Source organism: Acinetobacter sp. FB, from assembly GCF_056033405.1.
In genome coordinates, this window is the sequence record NZ_CM148502.1 from 1,468,030 (window position 1) to 1,493,976 (window position 25,947).

Here is a 25,947-nt window from a genome sequence, read left to right on the forward strand (position 1 = left end):
GAGATTGAATAGCCTAATGTCGATTTAAACATTAAGTAAAAATTTATGAAAAATTTTAAATTCCATTCGATTGCAATTTGTTTAGGCTTATTAGGGGCTTCTTCGGTATTTTCTGTGGCAAATGCCCAGTTGATGTTTAGCCAATATATTGATGGTAGTAATAATAAAAAAGGATTAGAAATTTATAATCCAGATCAAACAGCCGTTGATTTAGCTGATTATGAGATTCAACAGTTTAATAATGGTGGTACATCTAAGTCATTTGTCTATTCTTTAGTCGGAAACCTTGCGAGTAAGGGGCGCTTTTTAGTTGGACATACTGCCTTACAAACTGAGTTAGGGGATAAGGTCAATCAAGTCGCTGCACTTTCGTTTAATGGTGATGATGCCATTTTATTGGTTTATAAAGGCAAAGTGGTAGATCGTTTTGGAAGATTGGGTGAGCAACCAGCTTCTGGTGGTTGGGGCACAACAACAATCAGTAAAGCGAATAGTTTTACTCGCTTGCAAACGGTAAATCCTGTAACTGAGGTTGATCCTAAAACCATATTTGAGCTTGATAATTCTTGGCGTGCATGGAAGGATCGTAATGATTTTTCAAATCTAACAGGCTCAACAACACCTCCTATTACTGAAATAGTCAGTTGCTCAAGTACGGAAACCGCGATTGCAGATTTAAATAATAAAGCAACGCAAGGGCAAAACTATACACTCCGTGGTGTGATCACTGCTGATTATCGTTATGAAAATGGTTTCTCTGGTTTCTATATTCAAACTGTTGATAGCAAAGCTAAACCAAACGCGAGTAATGCGATTTTTGTTTATATTCCAGCGAGTAGCTCTGTTAAAGGCGGGCAAGTTGGGGATGAAGTGATCTTACGAGGACGTTTGACTGCGTATCAAAACCAATTACAGATTGATCAATTACAGCAAGATATTTTGACCTGTAATAGCAATATGGCAAGTCAGGTACAGCCAAAAAGTGTTGATTTACCGTTTAATAGTTTGACTGAATTAACTGCAAATTCACCGCAACTTTATCAAGGGATGTTGGTAAAACTACCACAAACTTTAACCATCAGTGAAAATTATAATTATGGTCGCTTTGGTGAGCTGTCACTGAGTAAGGAGCGATTATTTATTCCAACAAATTTATATCCACCTTTATCTGCTGAGGCAAAAGCATTAGCACAGAAAAACTTATTATCGAAGATTATTTTAGATGATGGTTATAACAATCAAAACAGAACGCCTTGGTTGCCGCAGAGCTTCAGTGCAACAAATAGTTTGCGCTCTGGTGATCAACTTAAGAGCATTGAAGGGATTTTAGAATATCGTTTTAATGGTTGGCGCATTCAGCCTATTCAGGGGCGTAATCTCCCAGAATTGGTCGCTAAAACACCGTCAAGACCAAATGTCGCCACTAAAGATACGCGGTTGATTCGTGCAGCAGCATTTAATGTCTTAAATTATGACAATGGCAAAACAGGATTTCCTACTGAGCGTGGTGCATCTAGTCAATCTGAATTTGATAAACAGCATCTGAAAATTATTAAAGCTTTAAAAGCAATTGATGCGGATGTATACGGTTTGATGGAAATTACAAACAATGGCTATGATAAAAATAGTGCAATTGCATATTTAACCCAAGCTTTAGGCGCTGATTGGAAATATGTAGTTCCTGAAAATCAGGATCGTTTAGGAACAGATGTGATTGCTGTTGCCATTATTTATAACAGTAAACGTGTAAAACCTGTGAACAAGCCAGTTGTACTTGATTTAGGTGATAAGAATAGATCGACGATTGCGCAAACTTTCCAACCGATTTCTGGAAAGCAAATGTTCACGATTATTCCTAATCACTTGAAATCTAAAGGATGTACAGGTGTTGATACGAATACAACAGACGCTGATCAAAAAGATGGGCAAGGTTGTTGGAACCCGACACGTGTGAAAGCTGTTGAACAACTCGTTCAATGGATGGTAAAAAATCCAACTCAAGTAGAAAAGCCAAACATCTTAGTTTTGGGGGATATGAATAGTTATGCCAAAGAAGATCCGATTCAGGTGTTTGAAAAGGCAAATTACAAAGTTCTATTAAATGACAAAGTTGTAGGGCAAGGTGAGCAGGCTTATAGCTATGTATTTGGTGTATCAAGTAATGCGGAAGGCTATGGTGGCGCAGGCAATTTAGATCACGCAATTGCAGATGCAAATTTATATAGTAAAGTAAAAAAAGCATTTACTTGGCATATCAATGCAGATGAACCAACAGTCTTAGATTACAACGAAGAATATAAAACCGATGCACAAAAAGCATTATTTTTCTCAGAAGATGCTTATCGCTCTTCAGATCATGATCCTGTAATTGTTGATTTTGATATGAGTGATGCAGAGAATAAACCCTCACCGTCAAATACTTCATCGGGGAGTTTTGGATGGTTATCGATCTTAGGTCTTTTGGGTCTTGCAAGTTTTTCCAAGCGCTCAAGAAAAGATAAAGTGTGATCTATGCAAAAAGAGGAGGATAGAAGTAATCTATTCTCCTCAAAAAAAAAATGATCTATTTGAGCAGGATATATACGATGATAATAAAAAGTTGACATAAGACTACTTGCAAAATCATGTAATTTCACTAATAGTCAGATCATTCAGTATTTTTTACTTTTTTTGACAAATTTGTGGAAACACATTTTGCAAATTAAAGTAAAGCATTTTAGAACATAAGAGTTAGATAACAAGGATCAATTATGAAGTTGTATTATTCACCTGGTGCTTGCTCATTGGCAGCACATATTATTTTAAATGAAATAAATGTAGATTTTGATTTAGAACGCGTTGATCTAAAAACACATAAAACCTCGAAAGGGGTAGATTATTATGAAATTAACCCGAAAGGTTATGTTCCAGCTTTAGAGATTAATCCTGGTTTAATCTTAACTGAGAACGTTGCAATTTTACCGTTTCTGGCACAACACGATCCTAAACAGGATTTAATTCCACCATCGGGCATGGGGCGTGCCAAAGTCCTTGAATGGTTAGGTTATTTAAATTCTGAGTTACATGATGCTTATGCAGTTTTCTTTAGTGGTAAGTTAACTGATGATGAAAAAACCAAAGCGTATGCTGAAGTAGATCGTTTACTGAAATATATCGACAATTATTTAGCTGAATCAGAATATGATTATTTAGTGGATGATAATTTTGGTCCAGCAGATGCGTATTTATTTGTACTTACAAATTGGTCAAATCATATTGAACACGATTTAACACCATATATTCATATTATCGCTTTGCGTAATAAAGTAGCTGAACGTCAGTCGGTACAAATTGCAATGCGTGATGAAGGATTACTCGGTTAGTTTTCTTTGCATTAAAAAAGCCTCTGTGATCAGAGGCTTTTTTATAATCAAAAGATTATTGTTGAGCTTTTTGTTTTACATCTGCAGCGCCGTTTTCAACTGCACCAGCAACTTTAGCAGTTGCATCACGTGCAGCGGCTTCAGTTTTTGCAGCAGCTTCAGCAGTTGCTGTCGCAGTATGATCAGCAGCAGCATCAATTTGATCAGCAGCAGTATCTACCGCAGTAGCAACATTGCTCGCAGCAGAATCAGCAGCATTTTTTACATCAGCACTCGCTTGATCAGCGGCATGTTCTAAGTGTTCGCCAGTAGTTGCCCCAGTTTCAGGCGCTTTATCTTTATTACAGCCTACAAGTGCAACAGTAGCAGCGAGACCTAATGCAACAAGTAATTTATTCATTTTCATGTTTCCTTTTCTTTGTGGCATCCAATAGGTATGGATAGCGAAAATATAAACATAAACTGTATGAATAATAAAGTTGAAAATTTGTTGATAACTTGTAAAAACACGCACTTACATTTTTGAAATGTAAATGCGTGCATATGTTTTTAGATTATTTTAAACACCAGAACGGATCATATAATCAAAAGCTGATAAAGACGCTTTTGCACCTTCACCTGTCGCAATAATGATTTGCTTGTACGGTACTGTGGTACAGTCACCCGCAGCAAATACACCTTTGACATTGGTTTCATTTCGATCATTGATCATGATCTCACCACGACTGCTGAGTTCAACCGCACTGTTCTTCAAGAAATCCGTGTTTGGCAATAAACCAATCTGCACAAAGATTCCTGCGAGTTCAACTGTATGTTCAACATCAGTCGCACGATCTTTGTATTTCAATGCCGTGACTTGTGAGCCATCTCCGACCACTTCAGTACTGAGCGCATTCAAAATCACAGTGGTATTCGGCAAGCTATTTAACTTGTCTTGCAACACTTGATCTGCACGAAGCTTAGTATCAAACTCAACCAACGTCACATGCTCAACAATTCCTGCAAGGTCAATCGCTGCTTCTACACCAGAGTTACCACCACCAATCACCGCAACACGTTTGCCTTTGAATAATGGGCCATCACAGTGTGGGCAATATGCAACACCACGGGTACGGTATTCTGCTTCACCCGGTACATTCATTTCTCTCCAACGTGCGCCTGTTGAAAGAATAATGGTTTTCGATTCAAGCTTAGCCCCATTTTCCAATTCAACTTCAACCAGACCATTGGCTGTCTGATCTGCACCTGTGATCTTGCTGACACGTTGCAAATTCATGATGTCCACACCGTACTCACGTACGTGTGCTTCCATATCTTGAGCAAACTTTGGACCTACGGTTTTTTGAATCGTGGTGAAGTTTTCAATGTCCATGGTATCCATGACCTGACCACCAAAACGTTCAGCCACGATACCTGTTTTAATACCTTTACGCGCTGCATAGATCGCCGCTGTACCACCTGCAGGACCACCACCAATCACCAATACATCAAAAGCATCTTTGGCATTGAGTGCTGCGGCATCTTTCTCAGCTGAGTTGGTATCTAGCTTCGCCACGATTTCTTCCAAAGTCATACGACCTTGTCCAATATGTTCATTGTCTTGAAATACCATCGGTACAGCTAAGATTTTGCGTTCTTCAACTTCTTCTTGGAAGAAACCACCATCAATCATGGTCGCAGTTGCATTCGGGTTATAGATTGCAATCAAGTTGAGTGCTTGAACCACATCTGGACAGTTATGGCAGCTCAATGAGACAAACACATCAAAGTTTGCTTTTAAGTTTAAGCTTTTGATCTGGTTCAATACTTCATCAGAGACTTTTGGTGCATAACCCGATACTTGTAATAAAGCCAAGATCAAAGAGGTAAACTCATGTCCCATCGGTAAGCCAGCAAAGAACACACGTGGTTGTTCACCTGCTTTAGCCACACCAAAACTCGGACGGCGAGCATTTGAACCGTCAAAACGCGCCGTAACTTGGTCAGAAAGTTCCGCAATTTCAGTCACGAGTTCTTTGATTTTTGCAGCTTTGTCTGATTCATCTAGAGCTGCAACTAACTCAATTGGACTTTCTAAACGTTCTAAGTAAGCTTTTAATTGCGTTTTAATATTTTGATCTAACATGTATTTCTCCAAATTCTAAGCAGTTCAAATCAGCTAAATTCATTCAATGAAGCTATAGTACGCAAAATATATAAATAGGTAAAACAGTATGTTTTTATAAATTTAATCGGATTTTTGAATTTTAATATATATTTGTGGAACTTTTGTGCGTACATGAGCATAAAAATTTGAATCAAATAAAACTTGTTATATAACTGCAATTATTTCATGGCATATATAAGGAAGCAGCAAATGGTATTACAACGTGGTATTTATCAACACTACAAGGGTCAAATTTATCAGGTATTTAATGTTGCTCGACATAGTGAAACTGAGGAGCAACTTGTTGTATATCAATGTTTATATGGTGATTATTCAATGTGGGTGCGTCCATTATCAATGTTTGTTGAAACAGTTGAACTTGAGGATGGGCAAGTTATTCCACGTTTTAAATTAATACAAGCGACTTAAATTTGAACTTTTGCTTTTGAGCATTACGGAGACAAGACATGACGAGCACCGTTTTTTTACAACGTATTGCTGATTTATATGATGAATTTAAGCAACATGATGCTCGGCAGTCTGATCGTTTAAGACGTTACCGAAATATTGAAGCAGAATCTGCTAAGTTGCTTGGGATGTTAGTACGTACTCAGCAATCAAAGCAGATTCTAGAAATTGGAACATCGACGGGATATTCAACCTTATGGTTGGCTGAGGCTGCAAAATCGGTCGGAGGTAAAGTTCAAACCCTAGAGATCAATGCTTTCCGAAGTGCTCAAGCTAAAAAATATGCTGAAGAATTTGGATTAGAAAATTTTATTGATTTTTGGGTGGGCGATGCCTCAGATTATTTGGCACAAGCGACTGAATCCTATGATCTAATTTTATTAGATGCAGAGCGTGGCTGCTATGTGAGTTACTGGAATGATTTAAAACGTCTATTGCAGTTATCGGGTAATACTTTGATCGTTGATAATGTGATTTCGCATGCTGCTGAGGTCAAAGATTTTCTTGAGTTGATTAAAGCAGATGAAAATTATATGAGCACTATTTTACCTGTAGGTGCAGGTTTATGTCTGGTTGTCTTGAAGTAGATACCTTTGATTTTGATGTTTTAAGCGATAGCTCTGCGGACTACAACCTAATACTTTGTTAAATGCACGGGTAAAGTTGGCAGGGTTCGAATAGCCTAATTCGTAAGCAATATGGGTGATGGTAAAATTTGAATTTTCTAATAAATCAATTGCTCGCTCAGTACTAATTTTTTGTTTCAAAGCTTGAAATTCAACTCCTTGTTGCTGCAAATAGCGTTGTAAAGTTTTGGTGGAAATATTTAGAACTTTAGCGCATTCGGTTAATGTTGGAATCTGATTGGCTTGTCTTAACATCATGCTGACCCATTCAACAATTTCACCTTGATGATAAATCTTCTGAATCTGTTCCTGACAACGTTGTTCAACCACTTTTAAGCTATGAGCATCCGCCAAAGGTAAGGGTAGTGCCAGCTGTTGTTGATCAATCACAACACGTATACCTGATATCCATGTGTAATTAAAATGAAAATTTGCTTTAACGAGATGTATATAGCGTTCAGCATAAGCAGGCTCGGGTATACTTAAATAAATTTGATAACGTTGCAATTGTTGCCCTGCAAGTTCTAATAAGCTGTAATAAAATCCAACAGCAATTGCTTCAATATGAAATGCTAAACATTGCTTATTCATTTGCAAGATTGGTTCAAGTAATAACTCAACCTTATTTTGATTAGTTGGAAATTGAATCGATAGCTTAAAGCTCGGCATAATTAGCCGAAAATATTGTGCGATTAATCTCAATGCATGTTCTAAATTTGGACTGGTCATTAATGCATATCCAACCAAACTATGAGAACTGAGTTTTAGATTTTTACCGAGTTCAAAAGCCAAATCTTCTGTATTAGGTAGGCTCAGGCCAAGTGCAATAAATTGTTCAATTTGTTGAATTGATAAAAGCTCAGTTTTAGAAAGTTCGTTATGAAATGCGTTTAATACCTCGTTATCATATTGATGAGTGCCAATCAGAATTTCGATCAACCGCAAATAATAACGAGACGGAATAACAGGGATTTGCTGTTTTTGCACAATAAAAATCCAGTAAAGTCTTAAAATGATAATATCAAGTCTTAAAATGATAATATAGAGTGACTGCAAAAGAACACAATCAATTCAAGCAAAACATTTTGTGTTTGATTGAGGAATTTCTAATGAATATGCATACTAAACTGGATGTAGAGCAAGCAACAACAACTTTTAAAGATAAAAAACGTCATTTGTGGTTATTGGGTTTGGCAGTACCGACTATTGCAATGAGTGGTTTAGCGGGTTATCAATTTGGACCGAAAAAAACCAAAAAATTCTTTGCCTCTTTTGGTCCATTATTTATTCATGGTGTTATTCCTGCATTGGATAAGTTAATTGGTGAGGACACAGAAAATCCACCACTTGATGCGATTGCAGATTTAGAAGCTGATCCATATTACGCACGAATTGTTAAACTTTTTATTCCATTGCAATATGCGACCAATATTTACGGCACTTATTTGGCAAGTCGTAAAGGTACATCACTTGCAGATCAAGCGTTATTGGGTACATTGGTGGGAATGGTGAATGGTATTGCCATCAATACGGCGCATGAATTGAGCCATAAAAGTGGTCGTCTCGAACATTATTTATCACATTTGGCATTAGCTCCATCGGGCTATAATCATTTCCGTATTGAGCATCCATATGGTCATCACCGCCGTGTTGCAACGCCAGAAGATCCAGCATCATCTCGACTTGGTGAAACTTTTTGGAAATTTTTACCTCGTACAGTGATTGGTAGCTTTAAATCTGCGATCGAAATTGAGAAAAATCGTTTAGAGCGTAAAAAATTGCCATTCTTCTGTAAAGAGAATGAATTGATTCATGGTTGGGCGATGTCTGCTGTGTATCATGCTGCTATGTTTAGCAAATTTGGAGTGCGTTCAGTACCGTTCCAAGTGACACAGGCTGCCTATGCGATTACTTTGTTTGAATCAGTGAATTATATTGAGCATTATGGTTTAAAACGTGAAAAGAAAGCCAATGGTCAATATGAGCGTACTTTACCTGAGCATAGTTGGAATAATAACAATGTAGTGACTAACTTGTTCTTGTATCAATTACAGCGTCACTCAGATCATCATGCAAATCCAACACGTAGCTTCCAAACTCTACGTCATTTTGAAGATGCGCCGCAGTTACCAGCTGGATATGGAGCGATGATTTTACCAGCCTTTATTCCTTCATGGTGGTCAAAAATTATGGATGATCGAGTTGTAGAGCATTACAAAGGCAATATAGAGAAAATTAATATTCATCCAGACGCGAAAGAAAAAATATTAGAGAAATATGCTGAACAAGTTGAAGTCGAAGCTGCTTAATAAATTTAAATAAAAAACCAGCCTTAATATAGGCTGGTTTTTTATTTATGAGGCTAAAAGATAAAGTCGTTTAAAATGAAGATCAAACTCAAGGTATTTATGGACAAAAGCAGTCTTATCGGTTGTGCGTAGCAAATTGTCATACACAAATTCTGGAACAGGGTGATAAAGCTCAGCTGTGCCATTGCTGTAAAAAATTTTTAAATAGCGTGAAGAAATATCATATTTCCAAGAGGTTACAACAACAGTTTTTTCCATATATTTGCCTCCATTTTAGTTTGATCATTTAGTACATACAAAAAACTCTTTATGTTTCATAATTTGACATTACTCCATGTAATGCAGGCTGACAATTGATAAATGAATTTCGCTATAAAATTATAAGTATAAGAATTGTAAAAAATTTACTATTGAATTGAGATCGACGTATCGTAAAAAGTGACCAAATGACAAATAAAAAGAAACCACTCTTTTTAGAGTGGTTTCTTTTCAACATTGTTAAATCTAAAAATTAGATTTTACCAACGAGGTCGATCGATGGAGCAAGAGTCGCTTCACCTTCTTTCCATTTAGCAGGGCAAACTTCGCCTGGGTGGCTTGCTACGAATTGAGCAGCTTTAAGCTTACGTAAAGTTTCTGAAACATCACGTGCAATTGCATTGTCATGAATTTCAGCAGTTTTAATTACGCCTTCTGGGTTGATGATGAACGTACCACGTAAAGCTAAACCAGCTTCTTCGATATGCACATCAAAAGCACGTGTTAATTGATGTGTAGGATCGCCAACTAATGGGAATTGAGCTTTACCTACAGCAGGAGAAGTTTCGTGCCAAACTTTGTGAGAGAAATGAGTATCAGTTGTTACGATATAAACTTCTGCACCAGCTTTTTTGAATTCTTCGTAGTTCTCAGCAGCATCTTCAACTTCAGTAGGACAGTTGAAAGTAAATGCAGCAGGCATAAAAATAAGAACAGACCATTTGCCTTTAAGATCAGCGTCAGTTACTTGAATGAATTCACCGTTACGGAATGCATCAGCTTTAAATGGTTTAACTTCAGTATTAATTAAGCTCATCATTGTCTCCATGATTGAGGTTTTATTGAGAGGCTAATGCCTTACTTGTTTACGAGGTCAAGAATAAATAATTTTTAGTTATTGGGGAAATAGTATTTTTACATGACTAAAATCGGAAAATTGAATAAATCAATATAAAACGATTTTCACCCTAAGATATAAGCCTATTTGACTCCAACAAGATGAAGTAAATATGACGAATACCTAAAACTAACTTGCATAACAACATGCAGTCGATAGTATTAAAATTCAAGGGTAAAATTGAAAAAATCTAAAAAATATAGAGAAAACCACGATATAGATTTAAGCACAGGATAATTGTATGCGATGTTTTTATCGAGCTGAGAGCTTATATTGTTTGTTTTCTGAGCTTGTGTTAAATATTTGATCACTTTAGAATCCGCTAAATTTGATGAATGCTCAAATTTTTTATTTGAGAAAAACGAAAATTTTACCTCAGAAATTTACGTTCTCGGGTATACAGTGAAATTTATAAAAAATGACTGATCAATTAAGACAAAAATTCGAAAATTTAGAGTTGAATGCAGGCTTAGGTAAAATTAGTGCTTTTATTTCAATCTCCTTGGGCTTGTTAGCTATTTTTGGGGCTTTGTGTTTTATGTTTCCGTCAGTACTGACTATGCCTGAACTACGTCCTGTTTATGCCAAACATTATGATGTTTTTTATTTCAGTTTGATGTTTGGTATTACGCTGAGTGCTGGTTTTGGGATTTTTAGTGCGTTATTTCGACAAAATCGTTATGGTTTTTATGGCTTATGCTTTGCTGTAGTGGCAGCGGTTTTAGGCTGTGGGTTAATTAAAGCGCCAACGTTACCCAGCCTACCTTTTTATGCAGGTATTGATTATTTCATTTTAACACTAGTGCTCTTGGCTCTTATCTTCATTCCACTTGAGGGATTCTTTGCTAAAAATCCTGATCAAAAAATCTTAAGGGTAGGTTGGGTGACGGATATGAAATATTTCATGTTGAGTCATATCGGAATTCAATTGTTCACCTTTTTGACAGTAATGCCGATTCAATACTGGATTACCCACTTACCCAATAATCCAATCGTACCTTTTGTTCAAGCTCAGCCAATTTGGTTACAGTTTATTGAGTTATTGATTGTGGTTGATTTCGTCGTGTACTGGTTGCACCGAGCTATGCATGAAATAGATCTATTATGGCGTTTCCATGCGATACATCATTCCACCGAGTATATGGATTGGTTAGCATCTTCACGACTACATATCGTAGAAGTACTAATGACGCGGTTTATTGCCACCTTACCTATTTTCCTACTGGGCTTTCATACATCGGCTGTGTTTGCTTATCTTGTTTTTATTTCGTTTCATGCCATTTTTATTCATTCAAATGTACGTTTTCGTTTTCCATATTTGCGTTGGTTAATTGCAACTCCTGAGTTTCATCATTGGCACCATTCTTCAGAGAAGCCTGCGATTGATAAAAACTATGCTGCTTTTATTCCAATCTATGATGTGATCTTTAAAAGTGTATATATGCCAAATCATCTTGCGAGTGTTTACGGCACAGTTGGATATAAGATACCGAATAGTTTTGTTAAACAATTCACATGGCCATTTAAAAAGTATATAAAGCGTTTGCGTCAACATTTTGATCATTCATCTAAATCATAAGCATAAAGACACAACTGCATTAATATTCTGAACAGATTGATGCAGTTTCTTTGCATAGCATCGCTTTAAGGCGTAAAATAACTGATTATTTTTATTGTTAGGAAAGCTGTTCAGTGCAGAGTCATTTAAATGTAGATCAATGGGTTATGGCACGTGACCGCCACCGTTTAAATCGACTGCGCAAAGATAAAAAAACAGAAACAGCGGAAATAGAAAACCTTTTTCAACAGTCAAATGACAAAGTCAAACAACGCTTAGCGCGTATTCCCCAAATTAAACTCAATCAAGATTTACCTGTTACACAGTATGCAGATCGTTTGATTGCCGCAATACAAAAGCATCAAGTGATTATTGTGGCGGGTGAAACTGGTTCTGGTAAAACTACACAGCTTCCACAAATTGCTATGCTTGCTGGTCGTGGTCTCACTGGGATGATTGGGCATACTCAGCCGCGACGTTTAGCTGCTCGTAGTGTCTCGCAACGTATTGCAGAAGAAGTTGGGCAGAAACTAGGTGAGGCGATTGGCTTTAAAATCCGCTTTAATGAGCAGGGATCGCAAGATTCTATCGTACGTTTGATGACGGATGGTATTTTGCTGGCTGAGCTGACGAACGATCGCTTCCTTTCAAAATACGACACAATCATTATCGATGAAGCCCATGAGCGTTCACTGAATATCGATTTCATAATGGGTTATCTCAAACAGTTATTACCAAAGCGTCCTGATTTAAAAGTAATCGTGACCTCGGCGACTTTAGATGTAAATCGTTTTAGCCAATACTTTAATGATGCACCGATTTTTGAAGTAGAAGGGCGCAGCTTCCCTGTTGAAGTACGTTATCGTCCAATTTCGGAACTCAGTATTATTGGTAGTGATGATGATGAGTTTGATGATTTTGAAGAGAACTTACCACGTGCTGTTGTACAAGCGGTCGAAGAGTGTTTTGCTGATGCTGAGAGTAAAGGGCATCCAGAACATGCTGATATATTGATTTTTGCCAGTACAGAGCAAGAAATCCGTGAATTACAGGAAACGCTGCAAAAATATGGTCCTCGGCATACTGAAGTGTTGCCTTTATATGCACGTTTGGCACTCGCCGAGCAGCAAAAGATTTTCAGTCCAAGCGGTAAGGGTCGCCGTATCATTATTGCAACCAACGTTGCTGAAACAGCATTAACCGTTCCTAATATTCGTTATGTGATCGATAGCGGTTTTGCTCGTATTTCACGTTATAACTACCGTTCACGTGTGCAGCGCTTACCGATTGAAGCGATTTCACAGGCAGCAGCCAATCAGCGTAAAGGTCGTTGTGGTCGTATTGCTGCGGGTGTGTGTATTCGTCTATACAGTGAAGAAGATTTTTTAAGTCGTCCTGAGTTTACTGAACCAGAGATCAAACGAACGAACTTAGCTTCTGTTATTTTGCAGATGCAAAGTCTTGGTTTAGGTAGTTTAGAAGATTTTGACTTTATTGAGCCGCCTGATTTCCGTTTGGTTAATGATGGGCGCAAGCTCTTGATTGAGTTAGGTGCATTAAGCGAACGTAAAAATGATTTAACTAAAGTCGGTCAAATGATGGCACGTATGCCGATTGATCCACGATTAGCTCGTATGCTGATTGGTGGCGCTCATTTTGGTGTGCTGAAAGAAACTTTAATTATTGTCAGTGCCTTGGCGATTCAAGATCCACGAGAACGACCTGCTGATAAACAAATGCAGGCTGATCAGAAGCATTCTTTATTCAAAGAAGCAGATTCAGACTTTTTATTCTATTTAAAACTTTGGAATACGCTGCAAACCAGTCCTGATACGCAGTCTGAAAACAAGCGCCGTCAATTTGCGCGTCAACATTTTTTAAGTTGGTTACGTTTACGGGAATGGAAGCAAACCCATCAACAATTAGTTGAGTTGGCTGAAGGGTTAAAGCTAAGTTTTAATGAAAAGGCAGCCAATTATGAAAATTTACATCGTGCTTTGTTAACAGGTTTACTCTCATTTATCGCCAATAAAACCGATGAACGTAATACGTTTATGGCGGTACGTCAGCAGAAAGCCAAAGTATTTCCTGCCAGTACGCTGCATAAGACCAATAACGCTTGGGTGATGGCATTTGAGATGGTGGAAACCTCACAAGTGTATTTGCGGACTTTAGCCAAAATTGATCCCGAATGGATTCTGTTGGCAGCTCGTGATTTATTAAAATATCACTATTTCGAACCACATTGGTCGAAAAAAGCAGGCATTGTGAATGCTTACGCGCAAATCTCATTGTTTGGTTTAATTATTGAACCAAAACGTATGGTGAATTTTGAAAAAGTTGATCAAGCCGCGGCACATGAAATCTTTTTACGGGATGCCTTAACGACTGGTAATTTGGGTATTACGCCACCGTTTTTAAAGCATAATTTATTGAAGCTTGAAGAAGTTGAGCGTGTTGAAGATAAATTGCGTCGTCGTGATTTAGTGGTCGATGAAGAAACTATTTATCAATTTTATGCTGAAAAAGTGCCAGAGGAAATTGCTAGCCGCAGTAGTTTTGAAGATTGGCGTGCAACAGTAGAGCCAGATCATCCGCGTTATCTTTTTGTAGAAGACGATGCGTTATGGATGAATGATCGGCCAACTACACAGCAATTCCCAGATTATTTACATAATGGACAATTGCGTTTAGCTGCGAGTTATCGTTTTGATCCAAGCCATGATGAAGATGGTGCAACGGTTAAAATTCCTGTGCAGGCTTTGCCACAAGTAGATGAAAAGCAATGGTCATGGGGGATTCCTGGGTGGCGTCAGGATTTAATTGAGGCTTTGCTCAAGGCGTTGCCTAAAGACAAACGTCGTAATTTAGTCCCGATTCCAGATACTGCGAAAAAACTGATGCAAGGTGTTGATGCAGTACATTTACGTGAGCATCTGTTTAGTTACTTGGCTTTCGCTTTGCGTGGTGAGCAAATTACTGAAAAAGATTTTTCTTTTGAACGAATTGATCAATATCTTGTACCTTTTATTAAAGTTGTGGATGAAAAAGGCAAACTCATTGCGCAAGGACGTGATTTAGAAGAACTCAAAGCGCGTTGTCGTGTCGAAACTCATCGTCCTGTGAAGCAGCAAAAGGGTGAGTTCCAGACTTTCCCTGAAAATTTTGTATTTGAAGCGTCTCAAAAAGTCACGGGTGTGGTCGTAAAGCAATATCAGGCTTTGGTTCCAAGTAAATTTTTTGCTGAACTTGATGTTAAAGATGATTCGGGTGTGGTGATTCAAACCTTTAATGATCAAGATGAAGCAATTAAGCAACATCGTGAAGGTGTGATTCGTCTTTTACACATGCAATTGGGGGATTTAATTCGTCAATTGAAAAAGCAAATTTCCAAACCATTAGCTTTGGCGTATTCGCCTTTAGGCGATCGGGCGAAGTTGGAACAAATGCTGGTTTATGCAACTTTACAAGTTTCAATAAAAGCCTTGCCTAAAGATACAGGGGAATTTAATCAGCTAATGGCTGATGTAAAAAAGCAATTCTTGGCAGATGGTCAAAAAGTTTTAATTGATATTACTGAGATTTTTACTCAATGGCAGCAAATTCGTCGCGAGTTATTGGTTTTAGATCAGGATATCTTTGGTCGAAGTGTGGATGATATAGAAGACCAACTTGATTTAATGTCGTTGGCGAACTTTGTCTATAGTAAACCTGTTGAGATTTGGCAGGAATATCCACGGTTTTTAAAAGCATTGCTATTGCGTTTGGATCGTTTGCCAAATAATCTACAACGTGACCTCGCTGCAATTGACGATGTCGATCCATGGATGGACAAAGTATTTAAATTTAAAAATGATCCTAAAATCAAAGAATTGTATTTGATGTTGGAAGAACTTAGAATTTCCTTGTTTTCTCAACCGATGAAAACAAAGATGCCAATTTCACCAACTAGATTGCAAAAACTATGGGATCGATTAGCAATCGGTTAAACTGAGCAATAATGAAAGTTAGAAGCATTCTTTACAGGAGTTTTACATGGGCATTCGTATAACAGGTACAGGGTTATTTCACCCAACCGAATCTATTTCTAATGAAGAGTTGGTTGAAAGTTTAAATGCTTATGTAGAACAATTTAATCAAGAAAATGCTGAGCAAATTGCTGCTGGCGAGATTGAAGCATTACGTGGTTCAAGCCCAGAATTTATTGAAAAAGCTTCTGGCATCCAACGTCGTTATGTGGTCGAAAAATCGGGTATTCTTGATCCAAAGCGCTTACGTCCACGTTTACAAGAGCGTAGTAATGATGAACTTTCACTTCAAGCGGAGTGGGGCGTCATTGCTGCAAAACAAGCGATGGAAAATGCAGGTGTTTCCGCAGAAGACATTGATGTTGTCATCTTAGCTTGTTCAAATATGCAACGTGCCTACCCAGCGGTTGCAATTGAAATTCAGTCAGCTTTGGGCATCCAAGGTTATGCTTATGACATGAATGTGGCTTGTTCTGCTGCAACATTTGGTTTGAAGCAAGCCTATGATGCAGTGAAATGTGGCGCACGCCGTGTATTATTACTCAATGTTGAAATTACCTCAGGTCATTTAGACTACCGTACCCGTGATGCACACTTTATCTTTGGTGATGTTGCAACTGCATCAATCATTGAAGAAACTGAAACTAAGTCGGGTTATGAGATCTTAGATATTCATTTGTTTACCCAGTTCTCAAATAACATCCGTAATAACTTTGGTTTCTTAAACCGTAGTGAAGATGCGGTTGTAGACGACAAGTTATTCCGTCAAGACGGTCGTAAAGTTTTTAAAGAAGTTTGTCCACTGGTTGCAAAAATTATTACTGCACAGTTAGAAAAACTTGAATTAACTCCTGAGCAAGTTAAACGTTTCTGGTTACATCAAGCCAATGCAAATATGAATGAACTCATTTTAAAACTCGTTGTGGGTAAAGAAGCTGATTTAGAACGCGCACCCATTATTTTAGATGAGTTTGCCAATACATCTTCAGCAGGTGTAATTATTGCGATGCATCGTACAGGTGAGCAAGTCAATAATGGCGAATATGCGGTGATCTCTTCATTTGGTGCGGGTTATTCTGTAGGTTCAATTATTGTACAAAAGCATATTGCTTGATTATCTGAATTTAAAAAACCGCATCATTTGATGCGGTTTTTTATTATTTATTTGAATAAGATTGCTAAATCGATTACAGGTGGAGTGCTATTACTCCCTATAGTTGAGGCATTTAGATTAGGTGTTCCATCCACATTAATTGCTAAACGTGCTCTTGGAGTTGTAATTGTAGTATCACTATTTAGATCAACACGATATAACACTGAAGGTCCAGAAGCACCTGAGACTGCTGCTAAAGCTAAGCCATTATCACCACCCGCAATATCAAAACCATTATCCATGCCTAGGTTGATTCCTAAGTTGCCGATGAGATTTAAAGTGCCATTGTTTGGAGGATTTTGCTTGGTTAAGGTATTGCCTGTTTGATTTAAATCAAATAGTTCAGTAGCAAGTGTTGAAACTGGTGTGGCAAAACTATTGGTATATGCTGCTGCAGTGACTTTAGCATCAGCAATTCCGCCAATATTCATATCCTTAGATGTTTCACCTGTATCTACGTTAATTCTTAGATTTTGTCCAGAATCACTGATGACTCTTAGTCTGTCCGCAGTAGGATTAAAGTCAACGGCAAAACTTGTTCCATCTAATGTTGTGAAACTACTGCCCATCGCAGGTTTAAGTGAAGTGATCAGGTTAGCCATTCCTGTATCTGTATTTATAGTATACAAGTTTGCTTTATTGGTAAGACCATAAAGTTTTCCAGAGTTGGTCGTAGTGGTTCTGAGTCTGTAATCAATTCCAATAAATTTCTCATCAACGAGTAAACCTGTGATGGTTTTCTCCATAACCGCATTTGGATTATTTAAAGCAAAATTCAATAATTTATTATTGGCGGTCAATCCATAAGCTTGAGCGGTGGCATCACTTGCTCTTTTTAATGCGATACCGCGAATTCCCATGCTATTAAAGTTACTATTTAGGTCACTAGATGCAAAAATGGCATCATTGCTTGTTCCAACATTTGCTAGATTGAGTTGAAAGAATTTATAAGCACCAGTATTGAGTTTTAGCGCTGCGAAGCCGACGTTACTCACAGGATCGATGTCAAATCCACCACCGCCGTTAGTGTTTATATCTGTTCCCAACGCAGCTGAAAGTCCCAGTGTTCCAGCATTCGCATTTTGGATATAAATTCGATCACTATTTTGATCAATACTATAGAGTTTGGTTGATCCAGTTCCTGCAAATGCATTGGTATATGCACCAGCGACAATTGTAGGGTTGCTTTCTGATAATTTGATAGAGCCATCTGTAATCGTGGCGCCAGTATCCACATTAATTCGAAGGTTTTGTCCCGTATTTGTAATAACCCTCAAACGATCTGCAACTGGATTGAAGTTGACAGTAATCAGATTTGCATCGCCTAAAATCTTAGTAAATGCTGCATTTCCATCAGTCGTATCAGTAGGGTCAGCCATTAATTTTTTTATAAAAGTGGCTAAACCAGTTGCAGGATTCAAAGTGTAGATATTACCTAATAATCCCACCGCATAAAGTTTCCCATCTTTCGGACGATAATCTATTCCAACGAGCTCATCATCTGTTTGTAGACCTGTAATTTTAAGATTTGACACGATTTTATTTGGCATCATTCGGTCTATTGAACTGATCATACCGTTGTTTGTTAAGATTAATGTGTCACCTGTATTAGTATTTGTAGTTTCTGTATCGTTGTTAGAATCATTATTACAACCCAATAATATTAGGCTACCCAGAGTTGCTGCGGTCAAAGTTAATGCTCGTTTATTCATAGTCGTTTATCCTGATACATATTTTGGTTATAAGAAGCTTTTGAGAAGTATTCCCTGTTATTTATTAACTGCGAGCTTCTTGTTATTGGATTGCTGTAATGGGTCTAGCCTTAGAAAAAGATTTCGACTTTTATTTTTAAATGAATAATTTAAAAATCTTATATTTACTTTTGTTAGATTAAGTGGGGCAAGGTCGAAAGTAAACTAATGTTTTTAAGTGTTTTTTTCGTATTTGAGTTTTGAGTTGTAATTATTCACACTAACTTCACGGCAGCTAAGAAACTCTAAATTATTAAAGTAATTGTTGTGATAAAAAATATAATGTTTAAAACCAAAAAAATCGAGAGAATTTTAAAACCCTCTCGATTACGATATATTTATTGCTTACGCTTCAACAGTTTGAACTGCAATTTTTTTCGCTGGATCGACTTTATGACGTACCGCAGGAACAGGTTCGCCGTGATATTGACGATCTGCGAAATAGCTCGAACGAACCATTGGCGCTGACCAAATGTTTCTAAAACCTAATTTTCGACCATGTTCAGCGTAACGCTCGAATTCCTCTGGCGTTACAAAGCGATCAATCGGTGCATGCTGCTTTGATGGCTGTAGATATTGACCAATAGTCACGTAATCTACGTCGTGTGCACGAAGGTCATCGAGTAAAGCAATCACTTCTTCTTCTGTCTCTCCAATACCAACCATCAAACCACATTTAGTTGGTATATCAGGGCAGTATTCTTTAAACATTTTTAAAAGATTTAAAGAATGTTGATAGTCAGAACCTGGACGCATTGCTTTATATAAGCGAGGAACAGTCTCGATATTATGATTGAAAACATCGGGTGGGCATTCTGTCATGATGCGTAAGGCAATATCCATACGACCACGGAAATCAGGAACTAAAATTTCTAATAAAGTTTTTGGACTGAGTGCGCGAGCTTCTTTAATACAATCCACAAAGTGTTGAGCACCACCATCTAATAGATCATCACGGTCTACAGAAGTAATCACTGCATACTTAAGACCTAAGTTAGAAATGGTTTCAGCCATGTGGCGTGGTTCATCAGGGTCTAATGCATTTGGTCGGCCATGCGCCACGTCACAAAATGGGCAACGGCGAGTACAAATATCACCCATGATCATAAAAGTAGCAGTACCACCACCAAAACACTCAGGGAGGTTAGGGCAGGCAGCTTCTTCACAAACAGTATGGAGTTTTTGCGAACGTAGAGTTGTTTTTATACGCTGAACCTCTTCAGGTGCAGTCATTTTGACGCGAATCCAGTCTGGTTTACGAGGCACTTCAACCGTAGGTATAACTTTTACAGGAATTCTTGCGACTTTTTCTGCGCCACGAAGTTTTATGCCCTGTTCAGGTTTACGGTGTTCAGACATATTATTTTCTACAACCTATTGCTTGAGATATTCGATTATTATAGTCAAATTTATTGGTTTATAGGATGAATTAGGTATTCATTTTGAAAATGTGAATATATAAAAATATATGGTTGAGAAATACATCAAGCCATAGCATATTAGTTATCATATATATAGAAGTAAACAGCGAAGAGACAAAGGAGCTTTGAATGCCACGTAAGAAAGAGGTCGTTGGTGGGAATGTTGTAAAATTTGATGCAGTAATTCTCGGTTCTGGCCCAGCTGGTGAAGGCGCGGCAATGAAGCTAGCTAAAGCAGGTAGACGTGTAGCGATCGTTGATATACGTGATCAACTTGGTGGTAATTGTGCTCACGTAGGAACAATTCCTAGTAAAGCATTACGTCAAACAGTATCAAGTATTATTCGCTATCAACGTGATCCTATGTTTCAAAAGGTTGGTGAGTGGAAACAATTCACCATGAAACAAGTGCTACGTAATGCACATAAGGTAATTCAACAGCAAGTTGATACGCATACACGTTTCTATGATCGCAACAAAATTGATGTGTTTCATGGACGTGCTTATATCCAAGATAAAAATACGGTTTTGATTTTTGGTCAGGACGGAATCAAAGATACGATCATTTGTAAGCAAATAGTGATTGCAACAGGCAGCCGTCCTTATCAACCACAAGGTTTAGATTTCAATCATCCGCGTGTATTTGATTCAGATAAAATTCTTGATTTGGATTATTCAATTCAAAAAATCATTATTTATGGTGCTGGCGTGATCGGTTGCGAATATGCTTCGATTTTCATTGGTTTAGATCATAAAGTTGATTTGATTAATACCCAACAAAAGCTTTTAAGCTATCTTGATGATGAAATTGCAGATGCATTGTCTTATCACTTACGTGAACAAGGCGTATTGATTCGACATAATGAGCAAATTGATCGCTTAGAAACTTTCGATGATCATGTGGTTTTACATTTGCTGAGCGGTAAGAAGATTAAAGCTGATGCCATCTTATGGTGTAATGGTCGTTCTGGTAATACAGATGGTCTTGGTTTGGAAAATGTCGGTTTAACACCGAATAACCGTGGTCAGCTGATGGTCAATGATCAATACCAAACTGAAGTTGATAACATCTATGCTGCAGGGGATGTTATTGGTTGGCCATCACTTGCATCGGCTGCTTATGACCAAGGTCGTTGTGCAGGTGCAAATATGGTTGGTGAGAAAAATGTTAAGCCAATTAAAGATGTACCAACAGGTATTTATACAATCCCAGAAATTTCTTCAATTGGTAAGAACGAGCAGCAATTAACTGAAGAAAAAGTACCTTATGAAGTAGGTCAGGCTTCATTCCGTCATCTAGCTCGTGCCCAAATTACGGGTGATACGGTTGGTGAATTAAAAATCTTGTTCCATCGCGATACTTTAGAAGTATTGGGTATTCACTGCTTTGGTAATAATGCCGCAGAGATTATTCACATTGGGCAAGTGGTGATGCATAGTCCAAACAATACGTTGAAGTACTTCGTTGAAACGACATTCAACTATCCAACGATGGCAGAAGCATATCGTGTAGCAGCTTTGAATGGTATGAATCGTTTGTTTTAAATGGCGATGGATTTAGTTCGACAAGCACCGAAATGCCAATCAACTTGATTGGCATTTTGTTATCTGGATTTAGTCAGGAAATTTGCGATGAAAACTAAAATAAATAATCTAATTCTTGTAGTAATCATTTTGTTGCTTGCAGCTTATTTGAGTTTCGATTTTAAAGAAAAGCAAAATACTAGAATTACTAGCAGTAACACACAAACTTCAGTTTCAAACACCAATATTTCTGTGGATGATCAAGACAAGATCATGCAGGCTTATCAACAGCAAAGAAGCAATATTCAAGTTCAAGCACAGGGTATTGTGAAAGCAGTTTTGCCAGATGACAATCAAGGTTCAAAACATCAGAAAATGATTCTTAAACTTGAGAATGGTTTAACGGTTTTGATTGCACATAATATTGATTTAGCCCCAAGAATAGACGGGCTTAAAAAAGGTGATCAGCTTGAGTTTTTTGGTGAATATGAATATAGCCCAAAAGGCGGTGTGATTCATTGGACCCATCATGATCCACAAAGCAAACATATTGACGGGTGGTTAAAATATAAAGGGAAAATATATCAATGATATTTTCCCTTAATCACTCATTCTATTTGTATGTTCTCAATCAGCTTGTAAGCGCTAATTTCTGACGAGATTTCCATTTAGGTAGGACTTTAGCTAAATAAGCGTCCATGCACCATACAGGGCCAATGAGGAGGAATTGTAAGTCTTTAAAGAAAGAAGGCTTTTTCCCTTCGACTTTGTGACCATAAAATTGGCCAATCCAAGCAATCACAAAGACACCAATATAGAATCCTACGCCTACAGGTAAAATAATAATGAGCCATGCCATAACGGCTAACAGTGCAGCCATTGCAACAGCGAGAACAATATCCAAACGAGCATAAAATACTAAAGTGAGTACAAGAAGCAAAGCGGTGAGTAGGGTGCTAAAATGAGCCAAAATACCAATAATTGAAAAAAGAATAGCTGGGACACAAACCCAATGAATTTTTTTATTCGTTTGGTTTTGATGGCTGTCACTATACTCATCAAACCACGTATCAATTGACTTCATGTTAATTCCTTTGCTGTATTCATTTTTATTTGCTCAATATACCGAATTAAATAAAAAGGGTCAAAATCATTCGCGGATATGATGTTGCTTTAAAGAATAACTGTAATTTCTAAATTCTTTTGTCTCATAATAAGAAAAGCCACACTAGGTGGCTTTTTTTGGAGAGTGTAAAACTAAGTTATTAAGAACTAGGTCCATCAACTCGTTCGATGCTCACATTACCAGTACCAGAACCAGACATACCAAGTTGCTTTGCAGCACCATAAGATAAATCTAGTACTCGGTTACCATGGAATGGACCACGATCATTTACTTTTACTACAACACTCTTGCCGTTGTCTTTATTTGTTACACGGATATAACAGTTTAAAGGAAGGCTACGGTGAGCTGCAGTTAATCCATTCATATCGAATGTTTCACCGCTTGCTGTTTTACGACCATGAAACTGACGTCCATACCAAGATGCAACGCCACTTTGGCTGAATTTACGAACTGTGTTCGAAGCAACAGTATTCAGTTTTTCAATCACTGAAGGCTCGTCTTCAGGAATATCGATTTTTGCAGCAATCGTCTGGCGACGGATTTGGTCACCTGAACTCTCAGTGATTGAAAGACTATTAACGTTTGAAAAACGCGAATTAAAATTTTGAGAATCTTTGCTTAGTACGCGGGCAGCTAAATTAGAACCATCCACATCATTATTCATTGATGTGGATTGTACCATTTCCGCATGTAACGGGCTTAAACTTAAGCCTGCCGTCAGCGCTAGAATATATTTTAGCGAAAACTGCATTGTATAAACTCCTAGAGAACATGCTTTTCTATTTCAAAAAACAACTTTGAAATATAGTGCACATGTCTAATTATTCACTTTTGCAATTACTTTACTTGAGTGGATAATATTCATCGCTTACGAAGTGTGTCTAGTCTTTAACGATAAATAGTTACAAAAAGGGCAAAAACTTACAGTTTGAGGTTAAAAAATAATCAATATTGTAACAATATATATTTTTTGCTGAATATGTGACCTTTTTGCTTTATTTTTTTATTGACTTTTCAGAATGTTATAAAAAAGCCAGTCTATCGACTAGCTACTTCGGTGCCCAATAACCATACTGCTGTTGCATACATACGACTTTTATTATAGGTCGTAATTACTTGGAAATTTGGATAAGTAATATAGTAAATTGGACCAAATTGGTCTTGTAATTGAATGACATTGACTAAGTCTAAATCATCAATTTTTACCAAAGGGTCAACAGGGGAAATCCCTAATCTTTTCAATTCTCCATAGGGAATAGGTTGGGTTAAATCCTTGGAAATAATACTATCTGGGTTGTTGCCTAAGTAACGGGCTGGAAACCCAATTGGTCGATCGCGCTGCCAACCATGTTGAGCTAAATAGTTAGCAATAGAGCCAATAGCATCTGTTGCTGAATTTCTTAAATCAATGTGACCATTTCCATCATAATCTACGCCCAGCTGTTGAATATTGCTTGGCATGAATTGCGGATAACCAATAGCACCTGCATATGAACCCACGATACTATTTGTTGGATAACCTTCTTTATAAGTCCAAGCGATCAAGGCCGCTAATTCATCGCTAAAATAGTCTGCTCGACGAGGATAACCGAAAGCGAGTGTCGCAAGCGCATCTCTAGTGACGAAAGAGCCCTTATTCGCACCATAACCTGTTTCTACACCTAAAATGCCCAGAATGACTGTTTTAGGTACGCCAAACTGCTGTTCAGCACGATTCAACGCATCTTGATATTGATTTTTAAAGTTTGCCCCGCGTTGAATAGTGCCATCAACGAGAAACATTGAACGATATTCATACCAAGGTTTACTTTCGCCTGGGCGAGTCATGATATTAAGAATATTAGGTAAATCTTTAGCGCCACTCATGGCTGCATCAATTTGTTCACTTGTTAAATTATAAGTTGACATTGCTTTCTGCTTAAAAGCAAAGTAATTCGGATGTGTATAAAATTCATTTGCTTGAGCCCAATTACTGCTAACAAATAAACTGGCACTTAAACCAAGCAATTTAAAAGTTTTATTTAAATTAGGAAGAAACATATGTTTATAAAATTCCTCATTATCGATGTGTATGAATAGACATAACCAGTCCAAAAGTAGACATCAGGGTAATAATTGCCGTCCCACCATAACTCATGAAGGGTAAAGGCACACCAACTACGGGTAAAATACCACTGACCATACCTGCATTTACAAATACATAAACAAAAAATGACAAACCAAATGCGCCTGCAACCAAGCGCCCATAGTTATGGAAGCTTTGCAATCCAATTTGGAATGTTCTAAAGATAATTGCACAATAAAGAATAATAAGCAGTGTCACGCCAATTAAGCCAAATTCTTCAGAATAAGCGGCAATAATAAAGTCGGTATGACCTTCAGGTAAGAAATGTAGATGAGATTGAGTACCTTCTAAGAATCCTTTACCTGAGAATCCTCCTGAGCCAATCGCAGTTTTAGACTGAATAATGTTCCAACCTGTGCCTAGTGCATCTGCTTCGGGATCTAATAATGTAAGAACACGCTGACGTTGATAATCATGCAGTAAAAATTCCCAAGCAATTGGAATAATAATTGCGGCTAGACCTGCGGCTGCAGCGATGAGTCGCCAAGATAAACCACTTAAAAACAGTACGAAAATACCACTGGCCAGAACCAGTAGTGATGTACCTAAGTCAGGCTGTTCTGCAATAAGTAGAAAAGGTACGACAATCAACATCAATGACAGTACAACTTGTGAAAGGCTCGGAGGTAATGCTTTTCGTGATAGAAACCAAGCAATCATCATTGGCATGCCAATCTTCATAAATTCACTGGGTTGCACACTGCCAAAGCCTGGTATATCAATCCAACGTTGTGCTCCCATACGGACTTCACCAAAAATGACGACTGCCACTAATGAAAGTACACCAAACACATAAAAATAAGGTGAAAATGCCTGATATACCTTTGGAGGGATTTGAGCCAAACTAAACATAACAACAAAGCCAATCCCAAAGCTCATTGCTTGCTTACTGACTAGTCCGACATCTTGGGCAGAAGCACTATATAAAACAGTGAGTCCAAGTAAGGCATTTAGAACCAAAAAAGAACAAAGCCAAGGATCGATATGCAATTGTTGCCAACGAGAGGGTTGCGCAGCTGTACTTAAGCCATCACGAGGTGCTTGACGTAAAAATTTGTATTGTGAGCTTGGAGACATGTGATTCTAAATCAGGTAAATCAAGGCATTCGCGAATGCTAACATAAACGTGATCAGGACCAAAGCAAGGCTTTGTGTATCGTGTAAAAAGCAAAATAATCTTACAATTTATACGGG

Annotated in this window: 21 protein-coding genes; 10 read left to right on the plus strand and 11 right to left on the minus strand. The window is 37.7% G+C overall.

Translation table 11 applies throughout. The features are described from left to right. The first annotated feature begins 45 nt into the window (after window positions 1-45). Window positions 46-2,508 carry an ExeM/NucH family extracellular endonuclease gene (locus AC0JIQ_RS06730; protein WP_474203059.1) on the plus strand — a complete coding sequence of 821 codons (2,463 nt, stop codon included), beginning with the start codon at window positions 46-48 and terminating at the stop codon, window positions 2,506-2,508. 242 nt (window positions 2,509-2,750) lie between these two features. Beyond that, entirely contained in the window at window positions 2,751-3,362 is a 612-nt protein-coding gene (locus AC0JIQ_RS06735) for a glutathione binding-like protein (RefSeq protein ID WP_004662579.1), read from the plus strand. 55 nt (window positions 3,363-3,417) lie between these two features. On the opposite strand, the gene AC0JIQ_RS06740 is transcribed toward AC0JIQ_RS06735, so the two are convergent. Both AC0JIQ_RS06740 and ahpF read right to left on the minus strand, forming a co-directional pair. Beyond that, window positions 3,418-3,762: a hypothetical protein gene (locus AC0JIQ_RS06740; RefSeq protein ID WP_005216629.1), complete on the minus strand. Its 345-nt coding sequence runs from the start codon at window positions 3,760-3,762 to the stop codon at window positions 3,418-3,420. Window positions 3,763-3,921: 159 nt separating this feature from the next. Further along, window positions 3,922-5,487 carry an alkyl hydroperoxide reductase subunit F gene (gene ahpF, locus AC0JIQ_RS06745; RefSeq protein ID WP_474201544.1) on the minus strand — a complete coding sequence of 522 codons (1,566 nt, stop codon included), beginning with the start codon at window positions 5,485-5,487 and terminating at the stop codon, window positions 3,922-3,924. A 231-nt stretch (window positions 5,488-5,718) separates the two neighbouring features. Between ahpF and AC0JIQ_RS06750 the strand changes: the two genes are divergently transcribed. Then, window positions 5,719-5,937 carry a DUF1653 domain-containing protein gene (locus tag AC0JIQ_RS06750; RefSeq protein ID WP_004662574.1) on the plus strand — a complete coding sequence of 73 codons (219 nt, stop codon included), beginning with the start codon at window positions 5,719-5,721 and terminating at the stop codon, window positions 5,935-5,937. Between the two features lie 38 nt (window positions 5,938-5,975). After that, window positions 5,976-6,563, plus strand: coding sequence for an O-methyltransferase (locus AC0JIQ_RS06755; RefSeq protein ID WP_474203060.1), 588 nt, complete (start codon window positions 5,976-5,978; stop codon window positions 6,561-6,563). Here AC0JIQ_RS06755 and AC0JIQ_RS06760 read toward each other — a convergent pair. Further along, complete coding sequence (locus AC0JIQ_RS06760; RefSeq protein WP_474203061.1) at window positions 6,540-7,589, minus strand: AraC family transcriptional regulator; 1,050 nt, start codon at window positions 7,587-7,589, stop codon at window positions 6,540-6,542. The genes AC0JIQ_RS06755 and AC0JIQ_RS06760 overlap by 24 nt on opposite strands. A gap of 122 nt (window positions 7,590-7,711) precedes the next feature. Here AC0JIQ_RS06760 and AC0JIQ_RS06765 point away from each other — a divergent pair, with 122 nt between their 5' ends. Further along, window positions 7,712-8,911 (plus strand): alkane 1-monooxygenase, encoded by a 1,200-nt coding sequence (locus AC0JIQ_RS06765; RefSeq protein ID WP_474203062.1) that lies wholly within the window; start codon window positions 7,712-7,714, stop codon window positions 8,909-8,911. A 45-nt stretch (window positions 8,912-8,956) separates the two neighbouring features. Here AC0JIQ_RS06765 and AC0JIQ_RS06770 read toward each other — a convergent pair whose 3' ends face one another. Together AC0JIQ_RS06770 and ahpC are read right to left on the minus strand one after the other, a co-directional pair. After that, on the minus strand, window positions 8,957-9,169 hold the full coding sequence (locus tag AC0JIQ_RS06770; RefSeq protein ID WP_004662566.1) for a KTSC domain-containing protein: 213 nt from the start codon (window positions 9,167-9,169) through the stop codon (window positions 8,957-8,959). A gap of 253 nt (window positions 9,170-9,422) precedes the next feature. Then, on the minus strand, window positions 9,423-9,986 hold the full coding sequence (gene ahpC / locus AC0JIQ_RS06775) for an alkyl hydroperoxide reductase subunit C (RefSeq protein WP_004662563.1): 564 nt from the start codon (window positions 9,984-9,986) through the stop codon (window positions 9,423-9,425). Between the two features lie 499 nt (window positions 9,987-10,485). On the opposite strand from ahpC, the gene AC0JIQ_RS06780 reads away from it, so the two are divergent. The 3 genes from AC0JIQ_RS06780 (at window position 10,486) to AC0JIQ_RS06790 (ending at window position 16,767) form a co-directional block, all read left to right on the plus strand. Next, window positions 10,486-11,646, plus strand: a complete 1,161-nt coding sequence (locus tag AC0JIQ_RS06780) for a sterol desaturase family protein (protein WP_474203063.1) — start codon at window positions 10,486-10,488, stop codon at window positions 11,644-11,646. A 113-nt stretch (window positions 11,647-11,759) separates the two neighbouring features. Then, complete coding sequence (gene hrpA / locus AC0JIQ_RS06785; protein WP_474203064.1) at window positions 11,760-15,614, plus strand: ATP-dependent RNA helicase HrpA; 3,855 nt, start codon at window positions 11,760-11,762, stop codon at window positions 15,612-15,614. A gap of 46 nt (window positions 15,615-15,660) precedes the next feature. Next, window positions 15,661-16,767 (plus strand): beta-ketoacyl-ACP synthase III, encoded by a 1,107-nt coding sequence (locus tag AC0JIQ_RS06790; RefSeq protein ID WP_474203065.1) that lies wholly within the window; start codon window positions 15,661-15,663, stop codon window positions 16,765-16,767. Between the two features lie 47 nt (window positions 16,768-16,814). Here AC0JIQ_RS06790 and AC0JIQ_RS06795 read toward each other — a convergent pair whose 3' ends face one another. Both AC0JIQ_RS06795 and lipA read right to left on the minus strand, forming a co-directional pair. Then, entirely contained in the window at window positions 16,815-18,518 is a 1,704-nt protein-coding gene (locus AC0JIQ_RS06795) for a DUF4394 domain-containing protein (RefSeq protein ID WP_474203066.1), read from the minus strand. A 384-nt stretch (window positions 18,519-18,902) separates the two neighbouring features. Beyond that, window positions 18,903-19,916, minus strand: a complete 1,014-nt coding sequence (gene lipA, locus AC0JIQ_RS06800) for a lipoyl synthase (protein WP_474203067.1) — start codon at window positions 19,914-19,916, stop codon at window positions 18,903-18,905. A 191-nt stretch (window positions 19,917-20,107) separates the two neighbouring features. Between lipA and sthA the strand changes: the two genes are divergently transcribed. Further along, window positions 20,108-21,523 carry a Si-specific NAD(P)(+) transhydrogenase gene (gene sthA, locus AC0JIQ_RS06805; RefSeq protein ID WP_005159656.1) on the plus strand — a complete coding sequence of 472 codons (1,416 nt, stop codon included), beginning with the start codon at window positions 20,108-20,110 and terminating at the stop codon, window positions 21,521-21,523. 87 nt (window positions 21,524-21,610) lie between these two features. Continuing rightward, window positions 21,611-22,093 carry a DUF3465 domain-containing protein gene (locus tag AC0JIQ_RS06810; protein WP_474203068.1) on the plus strand — a complete coding sequence of 161 codons (483 nt, stop codon included), beginning with the start codon at window positions 21,611-21,613 and terminating at the stop codon, window positions 22,091-22,093. A 40-nt stretch (window positions 22,094-22,133) separates the two neighbouring features. On the opposite strand, the gene AC0JIQ_RS06815 is transcribed toward AC0JIQ_RS06810, so the two are convergent. From AC0JIQ_RS06815 to rodA, 4 genes are all read right to left on the minus strand, one after another. Beyond that, on the minus strand, window positions 22,134-22,586 hold the full coding sequence (locus AC0JIQ_RS06815; RefSeq protein ID WP_004662548.1) for an Mpo1 family 2-hydroxy fatty acid dioxygenase: 453 nt from the start codon (window positions 22,584-22,586) through the stop codon (window positions 22,134-22,136). 181 nt (window positions 22,587-22,767) lie between these two features. Then, complete coding sequence (locus AC0JIQ_RS06820) at window positions 22,768-23,379, minus strand: septal ring lytic transglycosylase RlpA family protein (protein WP_004662546.1); 612 nt, start codon at window positions 23,377-23,379, stop codon at window positions 22,768-22,770. Window positions 23,380-23,666: 287 nt separating this feature from the next. Further along, window positions 23,667-24,668, minus strand: coding sequence for a lytic murein transglycosylase B (gene mltB / locus AC0JIQ_RS06825; RefSeq protein ID WP_474203069.1), 1,002 nt, complete (start codon window positions 24,666-24,668; stop codon window positions 23,667-23,669). Window positions 24,669-24,687: 19 nt separating this feature from the next. Then, complete coding sequence (rodA, locus tag AC0JIQ_RS06830; protein ID WP_004662543.1) at window positions 24,688-25,830, minus strand: rod shape-determining protein RodA; 1,143 nt, start codon at window positions 25,828-25,830, stop codon at window positions 24,688-24,690. Window positions 25,831-25,947 lie beyond the last annotated feature (117 nt).